Source organism: Rhodopila globiformis (genome assembly GCF_002937115.1).
Taxonomy (GTDB): Bacteria; Pseudomonadota; Alphaproteobacteria; order Acetobacterales; family Acetobacteraceae; genus Rhodopila; species Rhodopila globiformis.
This window is the reverse complement of sequence record NZ_NHRY01000221.1, coordinates 1-17960: the sequence shown is the minus strand read 5'-3', so window position 1 is coordinate 17960 and position 17960 is coordinate 1. Positions and strand designations below refer to the sequence as shown.

15 protein-coding genes are annotated in these 17960 nt (G+C 64.7%); 3 read left to right on the top strand and 12 right to left on the bottom strand.

From position 1 onward, the window contains the following. Nucleotides 1-10: 10 nt before the first annotated feature. The 4 genes from nadC to CCS01_RS20950 form a co-directional block, all read right to left on the bottom strand. On the bottom strand, nucleotides 11-865 hold the full coding sequence (nadC, locus tag CCS01_RS20965) for a carboxylating nicotinate-nucleotide diphosphorylase (RefSeq protein ID WP_204848380.1): 855 nt from the start codon (nucleotides 863-865) through the stop codon (nucleotides 11-13). Beyond that, complete coding sequence (gene nadA, locus CCS01_RS20960; protein ID WP_104520714.1) at nucleotides 865-1848, bottom strand: quinolinate synthase NadA; 984 nt, start codon at nucleotides 1846-1848, stop codon at nucleotides 865-867. Before nadA ends, nadC begins: the two co-directional genes overlap by 1 nt. Before the next feature lie 147 nt (nucleotides 1849-1995). Continuing rightward, nucleotides 1996-3615 (bottom strand): DHA2 family efflux MFS transporter permease subunit, encoded by a 1620-nt coding sequence (locus tag CCS01_RS20955; RefSeq protein WP_104520713.1) that lies wholly within the window; start codon nucleotides 3613-3615, stop codon nucleotides 1996-1998. Beyond that, the gene (locus tag CCS01_RS20950; RefSeq protein ID WP_204848379.1) at nucleotides 3612-5021 is read right to left on the bottom strand and encodes an HlyD family secretion protein; all 1410 of its coding nucleotides are present in this window, start codon (nucleotides 5019-5021) and stop codon (nucleotides 3612-3614) included. The genes CCS01_RS20955 and CCS01_RS20950 overlap by 4 nt, the downstream gene beginning before the upstream one ends. 658 nt (nucleotides 5022-5679) lie before the next feature. Between CCS01_RS20950 and CCS01_RS20945 the strand changes: the two genes are divergently transcribed. Further along, nucleotides 5680-6621, top strand: coding sequence for an aldo/keto reductase (locus CCS01_RS20945; RefSeq protein WP_104520740.1), 942 nt, complete (start codon nucleotides 5680-5682; stop codon nucleotides 6619-6621). Between the two features lie 129 nt (nucleotides 6622-6750). Here CCS01_RS20945 and CCS01_RS20940 read toward each other — a convergent pair whose 3' ends face one another. The 5 genes from CCS01_RS20940 to soxC form a co-directional block, all read right to left on the bottom strand. Then, on the bottom strand, nucleotides 6751-7218 hold the full coding sequence (locus CCS01_RS20940) for an acetyl-coenzyme A synthetase N-terminal domain-containing protein (protein ID WP_104520711.1): 468 nt from the start codon (nucleotides 7216-7218) through the stop codon (nucleotides 6751-6753). A gap of 365 nt (nucleotides 7219-7583) precedes the next feature. Continuing rightward, complete coding sequence (locus tag CCS01_RS20935; RefSeq protein WP_204848378.1) at nucleotides 7584-9224, bottom strand: flavin-containing monooxygenase; 1641 nt, start codon at nucleotides 9222-9224, stop codon at nucleotides 7584-7586. A 134-nt stretch (nucleotides 9225-9358) separates the two neighbouring features. Continuing rightward, nucleotides 9359-10636 carry a CmcJ/NvfI family oxidoreductase gene (locus CCS01_RS20930; RefSeq protein ID WP_104520710.1) on the bottom strand — a complete coding sequence of 426 codons (1278 nt, stop codon included), beginning with the start codon at nucleotides 10634-10636 and terminating at the stop codon, nucleotides 9359-9361. A 120-nt stretch (nucleotides 10637-10756) separates the two neighbouring features. Then, nucleotides 10757-11314, bottom strand: coding sequence for a c-type cytochrome (locus CCS01_RS20925; RefSeq protein ID WP_104520709.1), 558 nt, complete (start codon nucleotides 11312-11314; stop codon nucleotides 10757-10759). Beyond that, a complete protein-coding gene (soxC, locus tag CCS01_RS20920) occupies nucleotides 11301-12545 on the bottom strand; it encodes a sulfite dehydrogenase (RefSeq protein WP_104520708.1) in 1245 nt (414 codons plus the stop codon). The genes CCS01_RS20925 and soxC overlap by 14 nt, the downstream gene beginning before the upstream one ends. A 236-nt stretch (nucleotides 12546-12781) precedes the next feature. On the opposite strand from soxC, the gene CCS01_RS20915 reads away from it, so the two are divergent. Together CCS01_RS20915 and CCS01_RS20910 are read left to right on the top strand one after the other, a co-directional pair. Then, nucleotides 12782-13456: a cupin domain-containing protein gene (locus tag CCS01_RS20915; RefSeq protein ID WP_104520738.1), complete on the top strand. Its 675-nt coding sequence runs from the start codon at nucleotides 12782-12784 to the stop codon at nucleotides 13454-13456. Nucleotides 13457-13508: 52 nt separating this feature from the next. Continuing rightward, nucleotides 13509-14789 (top strand): tetratricopeptide repeat protein, encoded by a 1281-nt coding sequence (locus tag CCS01_RS20910; RefSeq protein WP_104520707.1) that lies wholly within the window; start codon nucleotides 13509-13511, stop codon nucleotides 14787-14789. Here CCS01_RS20910 and CCS01_RS20905 read toward each other — a convergent pair. The 3 genes from CCS01_RS20905 to CCS01_RS20895 form a co-directional block, all read right to left on the bottom strand. Continuing rightward, nucleotides 14770-16032 carry a putative bifunctional diguanylate cyclase/phosphodiesterase gene (locus CCS01_RS20905; protein ID WP_104520706.1) on the bottom strand — a complete coding sequence of 421 codons (1263 nt, stop codon included), beginning with the start codon at nucleotides 16030-16032 and terminating at the stop codon, nucleotides 14770-14772. The two genes, CCS01_RS20910 and CCS01_RS20905, sit on opposite strands and share 20 nt — an antisense overlap. Before the next feature lie 111 nt (nucleotides 16033-16143). Beyond that, nucleotides 16144-16575, bottom strand: a complete 432-nt coding sequence (locus CCS01_RS20900) for a PAS-domain containing protein (protein WP_104520705.1) — start codon at nucleotides 16573-16575, stop codon at nucleotides 16144-16146. 31 nt (nucleotides 16576-16606) lie between these two features. Beyond that, nucleotides 16607-17764, bottom strand: a complete 1158-nt coding sequence (locus CCS01_RS20895; RefSeq protein ID WP_104520704.1) for an IS4 family transposase — start codon at nucleotides 17762-17764, stop codon at nucleotides 16607-16609. Nucleotides 17765-17960 lie beyond the last annotated feature (196 nt).

Sequence of the window (17960 nt, the reverse complement as noted above, 5' to 3'; positions counted from 1 at the left end):
CACGTTATCGTTACTCAAGGTAATCGAGGCCGATATCCAGCACTGTCGCGCTATGGGTCAGCCAGCCGACGGATAGCAGGTCCACGCCGCTGGCGGCGATTGCCGGCGCCGTCTCCGGACGGATGCGGCCCGAGGCTTCGGTGATCGCCCGGCCGTCCACCATGCCGACGGCCTGGCGCAGCATCTCGGGACCCATGTTGTCGAGCAGCACGGCATCGACCTTCAGGGCCAGCGCCTGCTGCAACTGCTCCAGCGTATCGACCTCGAGTTCGATCTTCACCAGGTGGCCGGCGCCGGCGCGAGCCCGTTCCACGGCGGTGCGGACCCCGCCGGCGATGGCGACGTGGTTGTCCTTGATCAGCACCGCGTCATCCAGCCCGAACCGGTGGTTCGAGCCACCCCCCACGCGCACCGCGTATTTCTGCGCGAACCGCAGCCCCGGCATGGTCTTGCGGGTGCAGCAGACCTGCGCCTTGTGGCCGGCAATGGCGTCGGCGATGCCGCGTGTCGCCGACGCCACGCCACTGAGATGGCAGAGGAAGTTCAGCGCCGTCCGCTCGGCGGTCAGGATGCCGCGGGCCGGGCCGCTGATCGTCGCGATCCGGTCGCCCGGCGCCAGCCGGCTGCCGTCGGGACGCTCGACCGCGACCGAGATGGACGGGTCGATCAGCCGGAACGCCGTGGCCGCGAAGTCCAGCCCGGCGACCACGCCCGCCTGCCGCGCCACCAGCGCGGTGCTGGCCCGGGCTTCGGCCGGGACGATCGAGTCCGTCGTCAGGTCGCCGGCGCGGCCGAGATCCTCCAGCAGCGTGGCGCGCACCGCCGGTTCGATCATCACCGTAGGCAGAGGCGGGACGGCCGTCATCATCGGACCGCCAGCATGCGCGCGACAGGGCGGCGGGCCCGCTCGGCCAAGGCCGGGTCGATGGTGACTTCTTCCTGCATCGTCTCCAGCGCGCGGCGGATTTTCGGCAAGGTGATGCGCTTCATGTGCGGGCACAGGTTGCACGGGCGCACGAACGACACGTCGGGATGGTGCACCGCGACGTTGTCGGACATCGAGCACTCGGTCAGCAGGACGACCCGCGCCGGCTTCTCCCGTTCCACGTAGGCGGACATGTCGGCGGTGGAGCCGGCGTAGTCGGCCTCGGCGACCACCGCCGGCGGGCACTCCGGGTGCGCCAGGATGGTGATGCCGGGGTAGTCGGCGCGCAGGGCACGCACCTCGGCGGCGGTGAAGCGCTCGTGCACCTCGCAGTGGCCGGCCCAGGTGATGATCTTCACCCGGGTCCGGGCAGCGGTGTTCTGGGCCAGGTACTCGTCGGGCAGCATGATGACGCAGTCGGTGCCGAGGGACTCGACGACCTTCAGCGCATTGCCGGATGTGCAGCAGATGTCCGACTCCGCCTTCACCGCCGCCGACGTGTTGACATAGCTGACGATCGGCACACCAGGGTGTGTCTTGCGCATCAGGCGCACATCGGCGGCGGTAATCGATTCCGCCAGCGAGCAGCCGGCGCGGCTGTCCGGGATCAGCACCGTCTTGTCAGGGTTCAGCAGCTTGGCGGTCTCCGCCATGAAATGCACGCCTGCCAGGACGATGACGTCGGCGTCGGTCTTGGTGGCCTCCCGCGCCAGTGCCAGACTGTCGCCGACGATGTCGGAGACGCAGTGGAAGATCTCCGGGGCCATGTAGTTATGCGCCAGGATGACGGCGTTGCGCCGGCGCTTGAGGTCCAGGATGGCATCGATGTCGTCGGCGAAGACCGGCCATTCAATGGCGGGGATCACCGTCCTGACGCGATCATAGAGCGCGGCGGTGCGGTCGAGGGCTACGGTTACAGACATCGGGATCCTCCCTGGTAATGCTCCGACTGAGCATTAAGGGGTTATGCTAGTGATGAGTATAAGGATGTCAAGCGGGCAGGGTGCGTGCCCTGGCCTGCGCGTGTGCGATTATCCGACAGGGTCCCGGAGGGCCGGCGCGAGCCTGCCCTACTCCGATCCGAACCGGGCGCCTTTCTCCGCGACGGATCGCTTCATCAGCAACACAACGAACACGAGCGCCAGCATGACCACGGCCAGCACCCAGAACACGTCGAAGTAGGCGAGCGCCGATGCCTGTTGCTGGCGCAGGTTGGCCAACGCCTGCAAGGCCAGTTCCCGCGCGGCAACCGGGTCGCCGGTCTGCTGCAGGAACGGCCCGGAAGCCTGGTGAAGGAACGAACCCGCCGCCGCGTTGAACGGATCGAGCCATTCGCCAAGACGGAGCGTGTGGAACTGGTCACGCCGCTCCTGCATCGTTTGCGCCAGCGAGGTGCCGACGCTGCCCCCCTCGTTGCGCAGCAGGCTCAAAAGGCCGACTGCCGCCCCGCGCAGCGCGAGCGGCGTGTAGAGGTAGGCCGCCACGTTCGCCGGGGCGAAGCACAGTGCCAAGCCGACGATCAGCACCACCCGCGGCCAGACGGCCTGCCCGGGGCTGATGTCCAGGTTCATCTGCGACATCCAGTAGTTCCCCGCGGCCATGGTCAGCAGGCCCGCGGCGATCACCCACCGCGCATCGGTGCCACGGCCGAGCGTGCGCCCCACGAACGGCATGGCGACGACGGCGAAGAAGCCGGCCGGCGACATGACCAGCCCAGCGCTCAGCGCATCATAGCCGAACAGCGACTGGAGCAACGCGGGCAACGAGGTGCTGGCCGCATACAGCACGGCGTAGGCGCAGAAGATGATGACGCAGCAGGCGGTGAAATTCCGTTCACGCAATGGCCGGAAATTGACCACCGGGCTTGGATGGCGCAGTTCCCAGACGATCAGCGCGGCCAGGCCCACCGCAAACAGGATCGCCAGCGTCTGCACGCGCCAGAACGGGTCGCCCAGCCAGTCCCATTCCTGGCCTTTGCTGAGCATCACCTCCCAGCAGACCATGACGACGATCAGCAGCGACAGGCCGACGCCGTCGAAGCTGAACGGCCGCTTCCGCAATTCCATGCGCTGTGCCGTGAGGTAGTCGGGGTCCCGCAGCGTGATGGCGCACGCGCCCAGGGCCAGCAGGCCGACGGGAACGTTGATCCAGAACACCCACCGCCAGGAGTAGCTGTCGGTGATCCAGCCGCCAAGCGTCGGACCGACGACGGGCGCGATCAGCGCGGCCAGGCCGAACAGCGTCATGGCCATGCCTTGCCGCTCGACCGGGAAGGCGTCCAGCAGCACGCCCTGGCTCGACGGCTGCAGGCCGCCGCCGGCAAGGCCCTGGATCACGCGGAACAGGATCAGTTGCCCGAGCGACGTGGCCATGCCGCACAGCCCGGAGGCGAGGGTGAACACGGCGATGGACAGCAGGAAATAGGTGCGGCGCCCGAGATGCGCGATCAGCCAGCCGGTGATGGGCAGGATGATGGCGTTGGCGGCCAGGTAGCTGGTGATGACCCATTCGCCGTCATCGACCGTGGCCGACAGCCCGCCCGCGATATAGCGCAGCGCCACCACGGCGATCGTGGTGTCGAGCACCTCCATGAACGTCGGCACCACGACGACGGCGGCGACGATCCAGGGGTTTGTCGCCGTGCCGGACTGGGCGTTCAGGGGCGGCGACGACGCGACCGCGCCGCTCATGGCCTGGTGCCCGGCGCGCCGGCGGCCGGAGACTGCGGCACGTAGGCCTGGAGGAACCTCCCGGCATTTGGTCCGGTTGGCGGCTTATGGATATAGACATAGGGAACCACCGAGGTGCCGATGAACAGCGGCGTCCGATCGGGGTTGTAATCAACGAGATCGATCCGGACCGGCAACCGCTGCACCACCTTGACGAAATTGCCCGTGGCGTTCTCGGGCGGCAACAGGGCCAGGGTCGATCCGGTCCCCTCGGTGAAGCCGGCGATGCGGCCCTTGAAGGTGTGCGTGCCGCCGTACATGTCGATGCGCAGATCGACCGGTTGCCCGATGCGCAGGTCGCGCAACTGCGTTTCCTTGAAGTTGGCGTCAACCCAGATTTCGTTAAGCGAACGAATCGCCATCAGGTTCTGGCCGATCTGAACGTAGTTGCCGGGATTGACGTTGCGCCGCGTGACGACGCCGTCGATCGCCGCGACGATGTCGCAGTAACGAAGATTCAGGTCCGCCTGTGCGAGATCGCGCCTGGCGGCTTCGAGCTTCGCCTCGGCCTGCTTCACGGCCGGGGCATTGGCCGTGAAGCGGGCGAACGTCGTGTTGATGTCGCCCAGTTCCTCGAACTGCTCGAGCATCGCCTTCGGCCCCTGGTCGAACGAATGCACGACGCCGAGCTGGGCAGCGCTTTGAATGAGCTCCGCCTGCGCCTGCAGGACGGACGCAAAGGTCTCGTCGAGATCGGACGGCACCTGGTCCAGATCGCCGCCGGCAGGTTGGATCGGCAGCCCCAGCGAGACGCGGATCTGGTGGACCTCGGCCAGGGTCTGGGCGAGGTCCGCGGCCGCCGTCGTCAACTGCGCCTGCCGCCGGTCGTACTCCTCACGCGGCACGTCGGACCGGGCGACGAGTTGCCGCGCCCGGTCGAATTCAACCTGCGCCAGTGCCAAAGCGGCCTTGCTCTTGACGACCTCGGCGGCCCGGGCGTGCAGGAGAGCGACCTGGTTGTCCACGTCCTCCACGGCGCGTTGCAGGTTCCAGCGCCGGCTTCTTGCCTGCGCCTCGACCGCGCGCGCCGCCGCGGTGGCGGCTTGCAGGTCTGCTTCCGCGAGGTCCACTGCCGCCTGCTTCTCGGAGACCACAACCCGGAACGGTTCCTTGTCCAATGTGACGAGCAGGTCGCCCTTGCGCACGCGGTTGTTGTCATCCACCAGAACGCGGGAGATTTGTCCCGCCACGCGGGGCGCGACGAACGTCACGTGGCCGTTCACGTAGGCGTCGTCCGTGGAGACGGTATTGAGCATCTGCTCGACCCAGGGGACGCCGACCACCAGGAGCACTGCCAGGACAGCAACGCCGAGCACGCCGGCCAGAAGCTTGCGTGTCCGCGTCGCCTTTCGGGGCTTTTGCGGCACGGGGCGGGACTCCGGCGGTTCCTGCGCGGACTTTGTGTCGTTGGCAACCGAAGCGTCTCCATTCGCTGCCGGTGGCGCATTGCGTGAATCTGGCTTGTTGCTTTGCTCGGTCATGTCGGGCACCCGTTGCAAGCGGGACGAAACGGACGGCGTCGAAGGCCAGCATTCATCCTGACCGGAAGGATATCTCGGCTGCCGGCCGGAGGCAGGGCAATCCGGCGGGCATCCTGGAACGAGCAATTCATCCGCGGCGCGCCCGGGGGCCCAGGCGACCGGTCACAAGCAGGCCTTGAGCGCCGTCACGGCGGTCGAGAACAGGAATGCGCGATTTGGTATCGGCACGGCGCGATTACGGCTTCAGCCTGGATTGCGCTGAACTTGACAAGAAAGCGGCGCAGGATCAATGCCTCGATCAGGCACAGATTGCTTGAGTGTCGCACTTTGCGAAAATCCGGTGCGACGCCAATCCTGCGAAATCGCTGATGGTGATGGGGTTTTTTGTTGTGTCCGACCGCGGTTTCCGGTTTCGGCGGAGGTTCCGATCGTAATGAACGGGCCGAGGCCGCTGTATCCGTCCCCGCGCGCCCGGTCAACCAATGGGCCCTAACGCGGGCGCTGCATCGAACAGATCCGCGGCTGTCGGCAAAGGAGCATGAGCATGGCGACCTCCGATGCGCTTCGTTACACCAGGATTCCGCTGACCCACGGATCCGGTGCGATCCCCGCCGTCGGGTTTGGCACGCTGATCCCTGACCCGGTCGCGACCAGGCAGGCTACGAAGACTGCACTTGAAGTGGGGTTCCGGCATCTCGATTGCGCGGAACGGTACCGCAATGAGGACGCGGTTGGCGATGCGATGCAGTCAGCATTCAAGGCGGGAGCGATTCGGCGGGGGGACATCTTCGTTACGACAAAGCTGTGGAATACCAATCATCGTCCTGAACGGGTCAGACCCGCCTTCGACGCGAGTTGCCGGCGGCTGCAGGTCGATTATGTGGATTGCTATCTCATCCATACCCCGTTCGCCTTTCAACCAGGCGACGAGCAGGACCCGAGGGACGAGCGCGGCAAGGTCATCTATGATTCCGGGGTGACGTTGGCTGAGACGTGGCAGGCGCTCGAGCGCCTTGTTGACGACGGCCGGTGCAGGTCCATCGGCCTGTCGGATGTCACTCTGGAAAAGGTGCGGGAGATCGTTGCGGTTGCGCGGATCAAGCCCGCTGCGGTGCAGGTCGAATCCCATCCGTACCTTCCCGAATGGGACCTGCTCGAGTTCTGCCGGGAGCATGGGATCGTGCTGCTGGCGTTCGCGGCGCTGGGACATGGTTTGGATCCGAAGTTGGTGGATGATCCCGTGATCACAGACATTGCGGGGCGCGTCCACAAAACGCCTGCTCAGGTTGCGCTGGCCTGGGCCGTACAACGTGGCACCGCCTTCCTGACCACCTCAACCAAACCCGAGTATATCCGGCAGAACTTTGCGATATCGACCCTGCCTGAAGACGCCATGCGGGAGATTCGGGAGGACATCAGGACGAACGTCCGGTTCAACGCAGTGGTGGCAAGCGGCGTGCCCGGCTTTATCCCCCGCGCCGGTTGACCTGAAGCCAGATGCGCCGCCGTCGGTTCCGCGGCGGACCTGGTCGTTTCGGGTAACGTCGGACTCCCCGGGGCGTCGCAATGGCCAAAGCCGAGCCGCGGATGATCGTCGGCGCCAGGCCGAGGATCGTTACGCCGTTTTGTTCCACCAGGCGCCAGTAGCGTCCGGCGTCGGGGTAGTCGGGCGCTCCCTCGGCGCTGCGGCGGCCTCGGGGACCATTGGCATGTAGAGGCCGATGACGTCGTCGCGGCCAAACCCGAGCTGCCGCAGCGCCGAGGCCACCCGGCTTGTCTCGGCTGCCAGTTCGCGATAGCGCCAGTGGCGCCGCGTGCCGTCCTCGCCTTCCCAGGCAAGCGCCGGTTTCTCCCAGTCGGGGCCGTCCCGGTGCTTGTCGAGGCAGTTGAGGACGAGGTTGGTGGTGCCGCCGACGCACCAATGCGCCCACGCAATGCCGCGCGACTTGTCGAGGATTGCCTCGTACGGCCTGTGGAAGCGGATGTCGCTGAATTCCACCAGGCTGTTCCAGAACCTTTCGGGTTCTGCGTCGGCGAGGCGCAGCAGGTCCGCATTCGGACTCGTTATGTCAAGGTGCCGCATGAAACGCGCGAGGTTGGTCCCGCGCGAACGCTCTTCATCGGGCCGCCAGACGACTCACCATTCGATCAATGGTTGTTCCACTTGCTTTCCCCCGATGAATGGCTCCTGGAACGAGAGGCGCGGCCACGGAGGGCGGTCGCCTCCCTCTGCGTCAACGATAATGCAGGACCATGAATTTATCGAGTTCGATCCACTCGCCGGGTGGAACCACGATGAGCGTCATCGGGCGGCTGCCTATGTTGTTGCTTATTCATAACATGCCGTAGGTAGGTTGAGACAGGGTGACGGCGCACCCTCACCATCATGGCCTGGCTTGTCCGTCCCAACCCGCCCGCGGTTTGCCGTAGGCCGGATCGCCATGACCGCTACGCCATCGACAGTTCCCGATAACCGCCCGCCGAAATCGCCTCGCAGTGCTGGCGAAACGCGGGATGGCCGCCGCTGTAGCGCATGACCCGGCGGACCTGCTTGCCCTCCAGGTTGCGGTTGATCCCGGTCATCCAGGAATCGACCTCGGTGAACAGCAATCCCTCGTTTGTTTCGATAACGTGATCGGTCCAGGCTTTCGCGGCCTCGGGCGTCGCATCCACGCGGGTGATGCCGTTGTCGCGCGCGTGGCGGATCAATGCGGTGACCCAGTCGGATGTGTATTCCACTGCCCGCGGGAAGTTGCCAAGGCCGGCGTGCGGGCCCATCACCATCAGGAAGTTCGGGAACCCGTCAACCAGAATGCCCAGCAGCGTCACCGGCCCGTCGGCCCATTTGTCCTTCAGCGACGTGCCGCCCACGCCCCTGAAGTCGATGCGGTCGAACGCGCCAGTGATGGCGTCGAAACCGGTCGCGTAGACGATCATGTCGAACTCGTAATCGGCGTCCGAGGTGCGGATACCCGCCGGCGTAATGCGCTCGATCGGTGTTTCGGCCAGATCGACCAGTTTGACGTTCGGCTGGTTGTAGACTTCGAAATAGCCGCTTTCCAACGGCACCCGTCGCGTGCCGAAGCCGTGCGTCCTGGGAACCAGCTTTTCCGCGACCGCCGGATCCTTGACGCGCTGGCGGATCTTCCGCGCCAGGTAGTCGGACATCAGCCTGTTGGCCTCGCGGTCGACCAGGACGTCGCGGAAATTGCCCATCCAGATGCCGAAGCCCGGTTCGCCGTAGCGCTGTTCCCAGAACGCCTCCCGCTCTTCTTCCGTCACCTCGAACACCGAGCGGGGGTCGGCGGTGTGGATGAAGCAGCCGAGGGTTTCCTGGCAGCGGGCGAAGATCTCGGCGTAGTTCCTGCGGATTTCGCGCATTTCCTCGGGTGTGACCCGGGCGTTGTGCAGCGGCGCCGACCATTGCGCGGTGCGCTGGAACACGGTCAGGTGGCCCGCGGTTTTGGCGATTTCCGTGATGGCCTGGATGCCGGTGGCGCCGGTGCCGATCACCGCGACCCGCTTGCCGTCAAAACTGACCGGTTCCTTGGGCCAGTTGTGCGTGTGGCAGGACTGGCCCTGGAAGCTTTCGATGCCGGGGATGCGCGGCAGGACGGACGCCGACAGCACGCCGATTGCGGTGACCAGGAACCGCGCGGTGCAGGACGTGCCGTCGTCCAGCATGATTTTCCAGCTTCGGCTGTCTTCCTGGTAATGCGCCGCGGTGACCGTGGTCCTGAACCGGATGTCGCGCCGGAGGTCGAACTTGTCGGCGACGTAGTTCAGGTACCGCTCGGTTTCCGGTTGGCCGGCGAAATGTTCCTCCCAGTCCCATTCGTCGAGCAGTTCCTGGGAAAAGGAATATCCATAGGTCCAGCTTTCGGAATCGAACCGGGCACCGGGATAGCGGTTCCAGTACCAGGTGCCGCCGACGTTGGAGCCGGACTCGAACACCCGCGTCGCCAGGCCGAGTTCGCGCAGGCGGTAGAGTTGATAGAGGCCGGAAACCCCGGCGCCGATGATGATGGCGTCGAAATCGGTGGCCACCCGCGGGGACGGCTCGCGCATGGTTTCCACTCTGTCGTTCATATCCACCTCTCTACCCTTACGGGCCTTTTGGACGTTTGAGTTGGTCTGCCGTGGCACGCCGGAGGTTCCTGGGCCTGGGGGCAGGATAACCCGGATCGCCGCCGGTCCGCCAGCCACGGCGTCCTCCTGTTTCCCTAAAAGAAAACGAAGGACCGGACTACGACATTCTTGCGGCATCTGGCGCCGGCGGGCGCGGTCGGATCGATGCAGGCAGTATGAAATGACCAGCGTGAGACCGAACCATCCGTCAGCGAATCATAGCACTTGAGCATCGAAACTTCGTTAGGCTGCTGCTGGGGAATCCAGTACCACTCGTGGTTGGGCCGGTAGGTGAAGCGGGTCGTCTCGCCGACGCGGTCGTCATAGATGCGGTAGTTGTTGATGTACGGCTGATCGGCGAAGGAGGGCCAGGCGCACAGCACGAAGGGAAACTGCTCGATGGTTTCTATAGGCTTCGCGAGATTGATCGACATGAACCGCCGCGACATCTTCGCGTCGGCCTCTTCCTCGGTGCAGGTCTGCGTGCGACCGAAGTTGCGCAGGTTCCTGGTGAGCAGCTCGCGGCAGCGCACACGGCCACTGTTGTCGTTCAGGTCGTTGTGAACGAGCATGGCGTAATTCGCGTTCACGCCAGGGTTTTTGGCGTCCTGGTCTTCCGTGCGATCGCCCGCGTAATCCTTGTCGAAGACGTCTTGGTTGTAGACCAGCGCATCCGTTGCATCCGGGAAGAATTCGAGCAGCAGCTTCTCGATCTCGGGGTAGAACACCCGCTCCACCTCCGCCGGATCATAGATATTCGTGCACCTGGACTCGAGATGCGCCAGGGAGAGACCGAGCCGATCCATGCATTCCGGACTGTTGGGCGACAGGCCCGGGTAGTATTCGCCGATGCGCCGCGCGTCGCGCAGCACCTGCGGGAAAAACAGGTTCCGCCGCCGGTTGTCCTGCTCGTTCTGGCGCAGGATCGCTGCGGCGTCGGCGCGCGCCGGATCGCGCCAGATGGCGTTGGACGGGACGACGGAGTAGGTCGGCCGCTCATACACCGTATAGGGCAGGGGCAGCGCCACGCCGCCTGCGGGAGCCTTGATGCTGTTCGAGCTTCGGATGTAGGCGACGCACTCGTCGTAGTCGCGGAACGCGAGCCCCCATTGGGTCTTGATCGGCCCCGGCGGCGCCTGGTCGATCATGTCGATAACGCGCTGCCCTTCGCCGTCAGCGATCTCGGCCAGCGCGTCCCCGATCGCCTTGGCGGTTCCTGCGTCGCCGTCCTGGTCAAAGGCCATGTAGGACAGGCCGCCGTTCGCGGCGATGGGCGGCGGCTGCCCTTCCGTGCGCTGAAGCGGCGGCACGTAGGCTGGCGAAGCTCTCTTCGTTTCCGCCGTAACCTTGTCGGCGACGTCAATCTGGTTCATGGCTTTCCTCCGACTGTCTGCGCCTCACGGTGGCACAGGGAACCCGGAATGGCCAGATGACGACCTTCCGGCCCTGGACGCGGGACGGGCGCGCTACCCTCGACTTGTCCGGAGAATCCATCACTTCCCAGTCACGACGGAGGCACCGATCATGGAGACAAAACCGTTCCGGTTAGGCATCTCCACCATCGGCAAGGTCCTGCGATCCATGACGGCATCATCCGGGATGATGCCGTTCATCTTCAGGATATAGGCCGAGACGGCGTAAACCTGATCGTTCGTCAGCGATTGCGGGTTGGAAAACGGCATCGCCCGTCGGATGTAGTCGAACAGGGTCGTGGCATAAGGCCAGTAGCTGCCGACGTCCTTGATGGGCTTGGCGGTTGCCAGGCTGCCGATGCCGCCGACCAGCCGCGGTCCGGTTCCACCCTGGCCGGCATCGCCATGGCAGGCGGCGCATTGCTGGTCATAGATCGCCTTGCCCGCGACCGGCGTGCCGCTGCCATCCGGCAGGTTCCGGCCTTCAGGCCCGACGATGATGTCCCATGCCTTCATTTGCGCGTCCGTTGCCGGCGTCCCGACGTCGTAGTCCCTCGCCGGGATCTGCGGCGTTGCCGCCAGGCCGAGACCCGGGGCCAGGCAAAACGCTGCAAAGACGAACCATTTAGGCGTGCACATTGATGACGTCCCCGGATGTTTCCACCTGCCAGCTTTGGATGGCGTTGTTGTGGTAGTGGGCGTGCAGGCCATACTGGCCGACGAGGGATTTCAGCGTGGGCTGGACATAGCCTGTCTCGTCCACCGCGCGGCTTTGCAGAACGGCACTGCCGCCGTTCCACCGCCATGGCAGGCGGAAGCGCGTCAGGCAGATCGGCTCGATCGGCCCTTGCAGCGTGGCAGGCTGCCAGGTCTTGCCGCCATCGACCGACACGTCGACCGCTTTGATGCGCCCCGAGCCGGACCATGCCAGGCCGGAAATCTCATAGAATCCCGTACCATCAAGCTTCTGGCTGCCGGACGGATATGTAATGACTGATTTCGCTCGCATGACAAAGTTGAACTGTTCGGCCTTCCCGTCCGGCAACAGCTCCGTGTAGTAGGCCGTCTCCTCCTTGCTCATGGCCGGGCCGCGGCGGAGTTCGAGGTGCCGCAGCCACTTTATGTTCGTGTTGCCTTCGAAACCGGGCAGCACCAGGCGCACCGGGTAGCCTTGTTCCGGCCGCAACGCCTCGCCGTTCTGGGCGTAGGCCAGCATGGCGCCAATCTTCAGTGCGTGCTCCAGGGGAATGCTGCGGTCGAGTGCGGCCGCATCGCCGCCTTCCGCGACACACCAGCCCGCGCCTGGTTTTACGCCGGCAATTCCCAGCACGATTTCCAGCTTCGTGCCGGTCCATTCCGAGCAGCTCAGCAAACCATGCGTTTCCTGCACCGTACGGCCGGTCGGCTTTGTCCATTCCGTGCCGCTGTTGCCGGAACATTCCATGAAGTGGCGCGCGGAAACCGCGGGGAGGCGCTTCAGATCGCTCAAGGTGAAAATCATCGGCCTGTCGACCATGCCATCCACCAGAAGACGGTACGCCGCCGGACCGATCGTGGGCACGCCGCCATGATCACGCTCGTAAAACAACCCGTTCGGCGTGATGGTGCCGTGAAGATGCTGCAGCGGGGTAAAGGAAGCGCCTGCAGTCAGGGTCCGCGACTTCATCCGTTCGCGCACGACCTCGGCCTCGAAAGCGGCGGGCTGGCCGTAGGGATGCGCGTTCACGTCGGCGCCCTGGGCCTGCATCCAGCTGGGGATCGCCGGCGGTGCCTCGGTGGCGCGCGCCGAGGGGACAAGCACCGCGCCGGCTGCCAGCCCTTCCAATACGTGGCGTCGCCGTGGTCCGCGCCGCGGGTTGATGACCGTCATGCCTTCCGTCCTCCAGGTCCCTCGATCGGCAGGAAGCTTGCCCGGCCGGTCATGCGGGTCAATTCCTTGCCCAGGCCACGGTGTCAGTGAACAACGTCGGCGGAGCGGGCGGCGACCGGAGATTGAGAAGGTGCCGCACAGGATTTTCTTCGCATATCTTCGTGAGTTTGAAGACTGGCATCTGGGATCGATGAGGCGGAAGGGCTTCTCTTTTCCGGGTGCCTGGGAGGATGGCCATGTTGATCAACGCGGATTTCTCGAAGCGGGCTGTCGTGCTCGCCGATGAGTACCGATGGGTGCCCTCGCCACAAGGCGGGGTTGAGCGCGTGATGCTGGATCGCATCGGCGGCGAAAAGGCGAGAGCCACCAGCATCGTGCGCTATGCCAAAGGCTCGTATTTCCCGGCGCATTCGCATCCGGGCGGCGAAGAGATCCTTGTTCTGTCAGGAACTTTTTCCGAGGACGGGAAGGACTTCCCGGCGGGATGGTATATGCGCAGTCCGCCCGGTTCGGCGCATCGGCCGTCGAGCGACGAGGGCGCCGTGATTTTCGTGAAGCTCCGACAGATGCCATCCAGCGAAAGCAAATTCGTTCGTATCGACACGAACGACCCCACGAACTGGATCAGGCGTGACCAGGGGGCATGCTGCGCGCTTTTCTCGGGCGACGCCGAACGGGTTACCCTTGAGCGTGTGCAGGCTGACGGACGGCTGTTTCCCGCCCCGGTCGGCGGGGCGGAACTGCTGGTGCTGGAGGGCGAGGTGCGAGAAGGCGGATATCGTTACGGCAAAGGAAGCTGGATACGGCTGCCGGCAGGCGACTACCCGGCATTTGTCGCGGGCGTTGCTGGCGCAACCTTCTACCTGAAGATCGGTGCCCCGATCGTCGATCCCGCTTTGAGCGAATGCTGACGGCCCGGGCCACCATGCGCATGCAGAGGAGCGGCAAGAAAGGAGCAAAGCAATGCTCGAGGATCGATACGGAAACGTCGTGACAACCAACGCGGCGGCGCGCGACGCTTATGTGCGAGGCGTGGACGAGCTTTTGTCGGCCGGTCCTGGCGTTGAACAGGCATTTCGGCAAGCCCTTGCCGCCGACGAAGGCTTCGCTCTGGGGCATATGGCGCTGGCACGGACGCTGCAGGTGCTGGGGCGCGGCAGCGAGGTCAAGGCGCCTCTCCAGCAGGCGCTTGCGCTTGCGGCGGGCACGACGGCACGCGAGCAAAGCCATATCGCGATTTTTGAAAAGATCCTGACTGGTCGAGGGGCGGCAGCCGTTCCGCTTATTCTGGAGCACCTGAAGACGTGGCCGCGCGATGCCATGGTGCTGGCGCCCATCACCGGCGTGTTTGGCCTGATAGGCTTTTCCGGCAAGGCCGGACGGGAGGTGGAGCAGCTCGCGGTGCTCGAGCCGTATGCCGCGGCTTATGGCGACGACTGGTGGTTTCGTATGGTACTTGCCTTCGCCGAGATCGAACTGCATCAATTCGACCGGGGTCTCCGCGATATTGAAACCGCCTTGCGCGGATTCGGGCGCAACGCGCATGCCGCCCATATCCGCAGCCACCTCTTCTACGAACTGGGGGAGAGCCAGGAGGGGCTTGCCTATCTTCAGGACTGGAACCGGGACTATGCGCGGGAGGGCGCACTGCATTGTCATATCAGCTGGCATCTTGCGCTCTGGTCGCTGGAAGCCGGCCGCCGCGAGGAAGCCTGGGCTATCTACAGGGATGCCCTGCAACCGGGGGCGGCATGGGGCCCACCGCTGAACGTCCTCACCGACTGCGCATCGTTCCTTGCTCGTGCCGACATGGCGGGTGAAACCGTCGAGCCGGATCTATGGCGTGACATCAGCCAATATGCCGCCAAGTGGTTTCCGAACTCAGGAATCGTTTTCGCCGACATGCACAGCGCGCTCGCCTTTGCCATGAGCGGCGATCAGGAGGCACTGCGCCGAATCATCGACAATCCCAAGGGGCCAGCGGCCGATCTGCTCGTTCTGATCGCGCGTGGTTTTGATGCCTTCGCGCGGGGTGACTGGGCTGCCGTCGTCAGGGAAATCGAGCCGGTTCTTCAACAGCACGAACGTGTTGGCGGCAGCCGCGCGCAGCGTGACCTGCTGGAATACACGGTGGTCTGCGCGCTTCTGCGCAACGGGCAGGATGAGAAAGCACGCCAACTCATTTCAACCCGCCGTCCGCACATCGGCGACGGCGGATTTTCGCCTATGCGGCCGTTGCCATGACGCGCTCGGGGGCTGACAGCATGGCTTTGATCGTCGATGGCGGGATCGCCCTGCTGAACAGGAAGCCCTGGACCTCGTCGCATCCTTCCGCCGCCACACGGCGGAATTGCGCTTCGGATTCAACGCCCTCGACAACGGTGCGGACGGATAGGCTTTCCGCAATGCCGGTGACCGCGCGGATGATGGCAAGGCTGGTCGGCTGGTCGATGTCGCGAACGAAAGCCTTGTCCAGTTTCACCTTGTCGAACGGGAACGTTTTGAGATAGGCGAGCGACGAGTACCCGGTGCCGAAGTCGTCCATAAGGACGCGCACGCCCAGCGCCTTGAGCCTGACCAGGATCGCCAGGGTTTCGTCCGGATCGCGCATCATTGCGCTTTCAGTGATCTCGAGCTCCAGCCGGTTCGATTCCGGCCCGGATGCTGCCAGAGCGTCCGCGACCATCGCGACGAGGCCGAAACCGCGGAACAGGACGGGCGAAAGATTGACCGCGACCTTGAGGCCGTCCGGCCACCGCCTTGCGTCTTGGCACGCCATCAGCAAAGCCCATTCGGTCAACTGGGCAATCATGCCGCCATCTTCGGCGGTCGGAATGAATTCATCAGGTGGAACCATGCCGCGGTCCGGATGGCGCCAGCGCATCAGCGCCTCGAAGCCAAGGATGCGGCGCGTCACAACCTCGATGACCGGCTGGTACCGAAGCTCGAAATGGCCCGCTTCCACGGCTGTGCGCATTTCAGTCTCCATGCGCCGGCGCTCGCTCAGGCCGTCCTGCAGGCTGGGGTCGAAGAACGCGAAGCGGCCGCGGCCATCGTTCTTTGCCCGATACAGCGCCAGATCGGCGTTCTGCATCAGCGTGTCGACGTCATCGCCATGATCGGGCGACATCGTGATGCCGATGCTCGTGCCAACGAACACCATCTGGCCGTCGATGACAAAAGGTTCGCGAATCGCATCGACAATGCGGCAGGCCATTGCGGCCAGTTCGGCCTTGCTGTCGAGTGGCCTGGCCAGAATGGCGAACTCGTCTCCGCCAAGCCGGGCGACCACATCGGAGCGCCGGACGACGGACTGCAAGCGCCGGGACACCTCGCAAAGCAGCTTGTCGCCAGCCGGGTGACCCAGGGTATCATTCACGTTTTTGAAACGGTCGAGGTCGAGGCACATCACGGCGCAGGCTTCCGGCGCGCCCCCGAGCGGTAGTGCTTCCTCGGCCCGCAGGCGTAGCATGACCCGGTTCGGCAACCCCGGTCAGGGCGTCGTGATGGGCCATGTGGGCGATGCGCTCATCGGCTCTGCGAAGGTCGGTGACGTCCTCGAAGGTCAGGATCCATCCGTTCTCGACCGGCGTGCAGTTCACCGCCATGGTTCGTACGTCAGCGCACTTGCGGTTGAACTTGGTGGGCCGCTCCGGCGGCCAAGCTCGAAATAAAAGGCGAGAATGTCGTCGATGTGGCTTTTGGAGACGGCGCCGATCGACATCAACGCGCTGAGTATGTCGTCTGGCATCATTCCGGCCCTGAAGGTTCCAGCCGGCAGGCCGAACACAACATCAGCGGCCGCATTGCAAACGACGAGACGGAAGTCGCGGTCGAACATCATCAGCCCTTGGGAGATGCTGTCCATGATGTGCTCGAGAACCTGGAACTGGCGCGTCTTCTCCTGCTCCGCCAGGCGTTCGCGCTGCTTGCAGGAGCACCGCTCGGCTTCAACCAGCAGCGCGACGTTGATGGCTTCCAGGCGGCTTTGGTTTCGTGAGCGCCGTATTGCCAGAATCGAGACAAGCACCAGGGCGAGACCTCAGGACTCCCCTCATATTTCAGATCGCCCCAAATACTTTCGAGAACAGCGGCTGAGCATCGAGCATGGCGGTGAAGGTTTCCATCAACGGGCGCAGACGGCTTTCCGGCATGTTGGGGATCAGGTCGTAGAGCATGCACCCCTGGCGGAACAAGGAATGGGTGCGGTGTTTGGCGGTGTTGGATTTCAGATGCCGGTCGTAGCCAAGCGCCTCCCCGGCCGCCCCCAACAAGGTGAGCAGCACGACGGCAAAGGCGTTGAGCAGCCACAGTCGGTCGCGGCGCTCGGGTGAATTCACCCGCATGGCGCCCATCCCCATGCCGAAGCGTAGGTCCTTGGTATCGCGGAACTGCGGCTCGATGCCCCAGCGGCTGCCATAGAACCAGGTCAGATCCCTGGCCGTCTCATCCGTGCTGCTGGCCGCCAGGCACCAAGACTGCTTCATGTCCTTCTCGCGCACACAGACCACGGTGCCGACCTCATAGCCTTCGGCGGTGACGGTGGCGCCGCGCAGGGTGCGCGCCCGCCCGTCCGGGCGAACCCAGGCCGCGGCGGTGCGCGTCTCGCCATCGGCCGCGGTGACCGTGATGTTGCCGCGAAAGCGGATGACGTAGTCGAAGTGGAGTTGCTCGGTCAGCAGCCGGTAGAGCTTGTGATCGCCGAAGCCGCGGTCGGCGATGATGCGCACCTTGACGTGCGGCGGCAGGATCTCGGCCAACCGCATCAACAGACGGTCCTCATAGGAATTGCGGCGATCCTTCAGGGTCTTCTTGTCCACCGTCAGCCAGAGCAGCGGGGTGGCGCGACCGTGCTCGGTGATCAGCGACAGCATCAGGGTGGCGTGGTTGTCGGCGTCGAAGTCGGTCCAGTCCATGGCGACCGCGATCGCGGTGCGGGCGCCGACGACATAGGGCACCCACAGGGCCTGGATGTCGTCGATCTTGATGCCGGGGTTGGATAACAGGCGGTCAACCTGTTTGATGGCATGCTTGGTCAGGCACCCGCGAGCGGCGGCCAGTCCGTGGCCGATCGCGGCCACCGCGAGCGAGCCGCTGCGCAGCACGCCGAGCGTGGCGTCGCACAGGCTGTCGATGCGTTTGGCATGCAGGTCTGGGCCGAGCACGCTGCCGAGAACCTGACGGACCTCGTCGAACGAGACGTGGTGGGTGAGGGTCATGACGCGCGCTCCGCAGGACCGTGTTGATGGTTGCAGAGCAGATTCGGCCAGATCGCCGCGCCGAACAGTGGCTCGGCGCAAAACGCAAGAACCTTACATCAGCGCCGGGACCGTGATTCTTTTCAGAATCCCCGGCCGCGCTGCCGATTCTTTTGTGTCGATGCCATGCTATGGCTAAAATGAGGGGATACCTGAG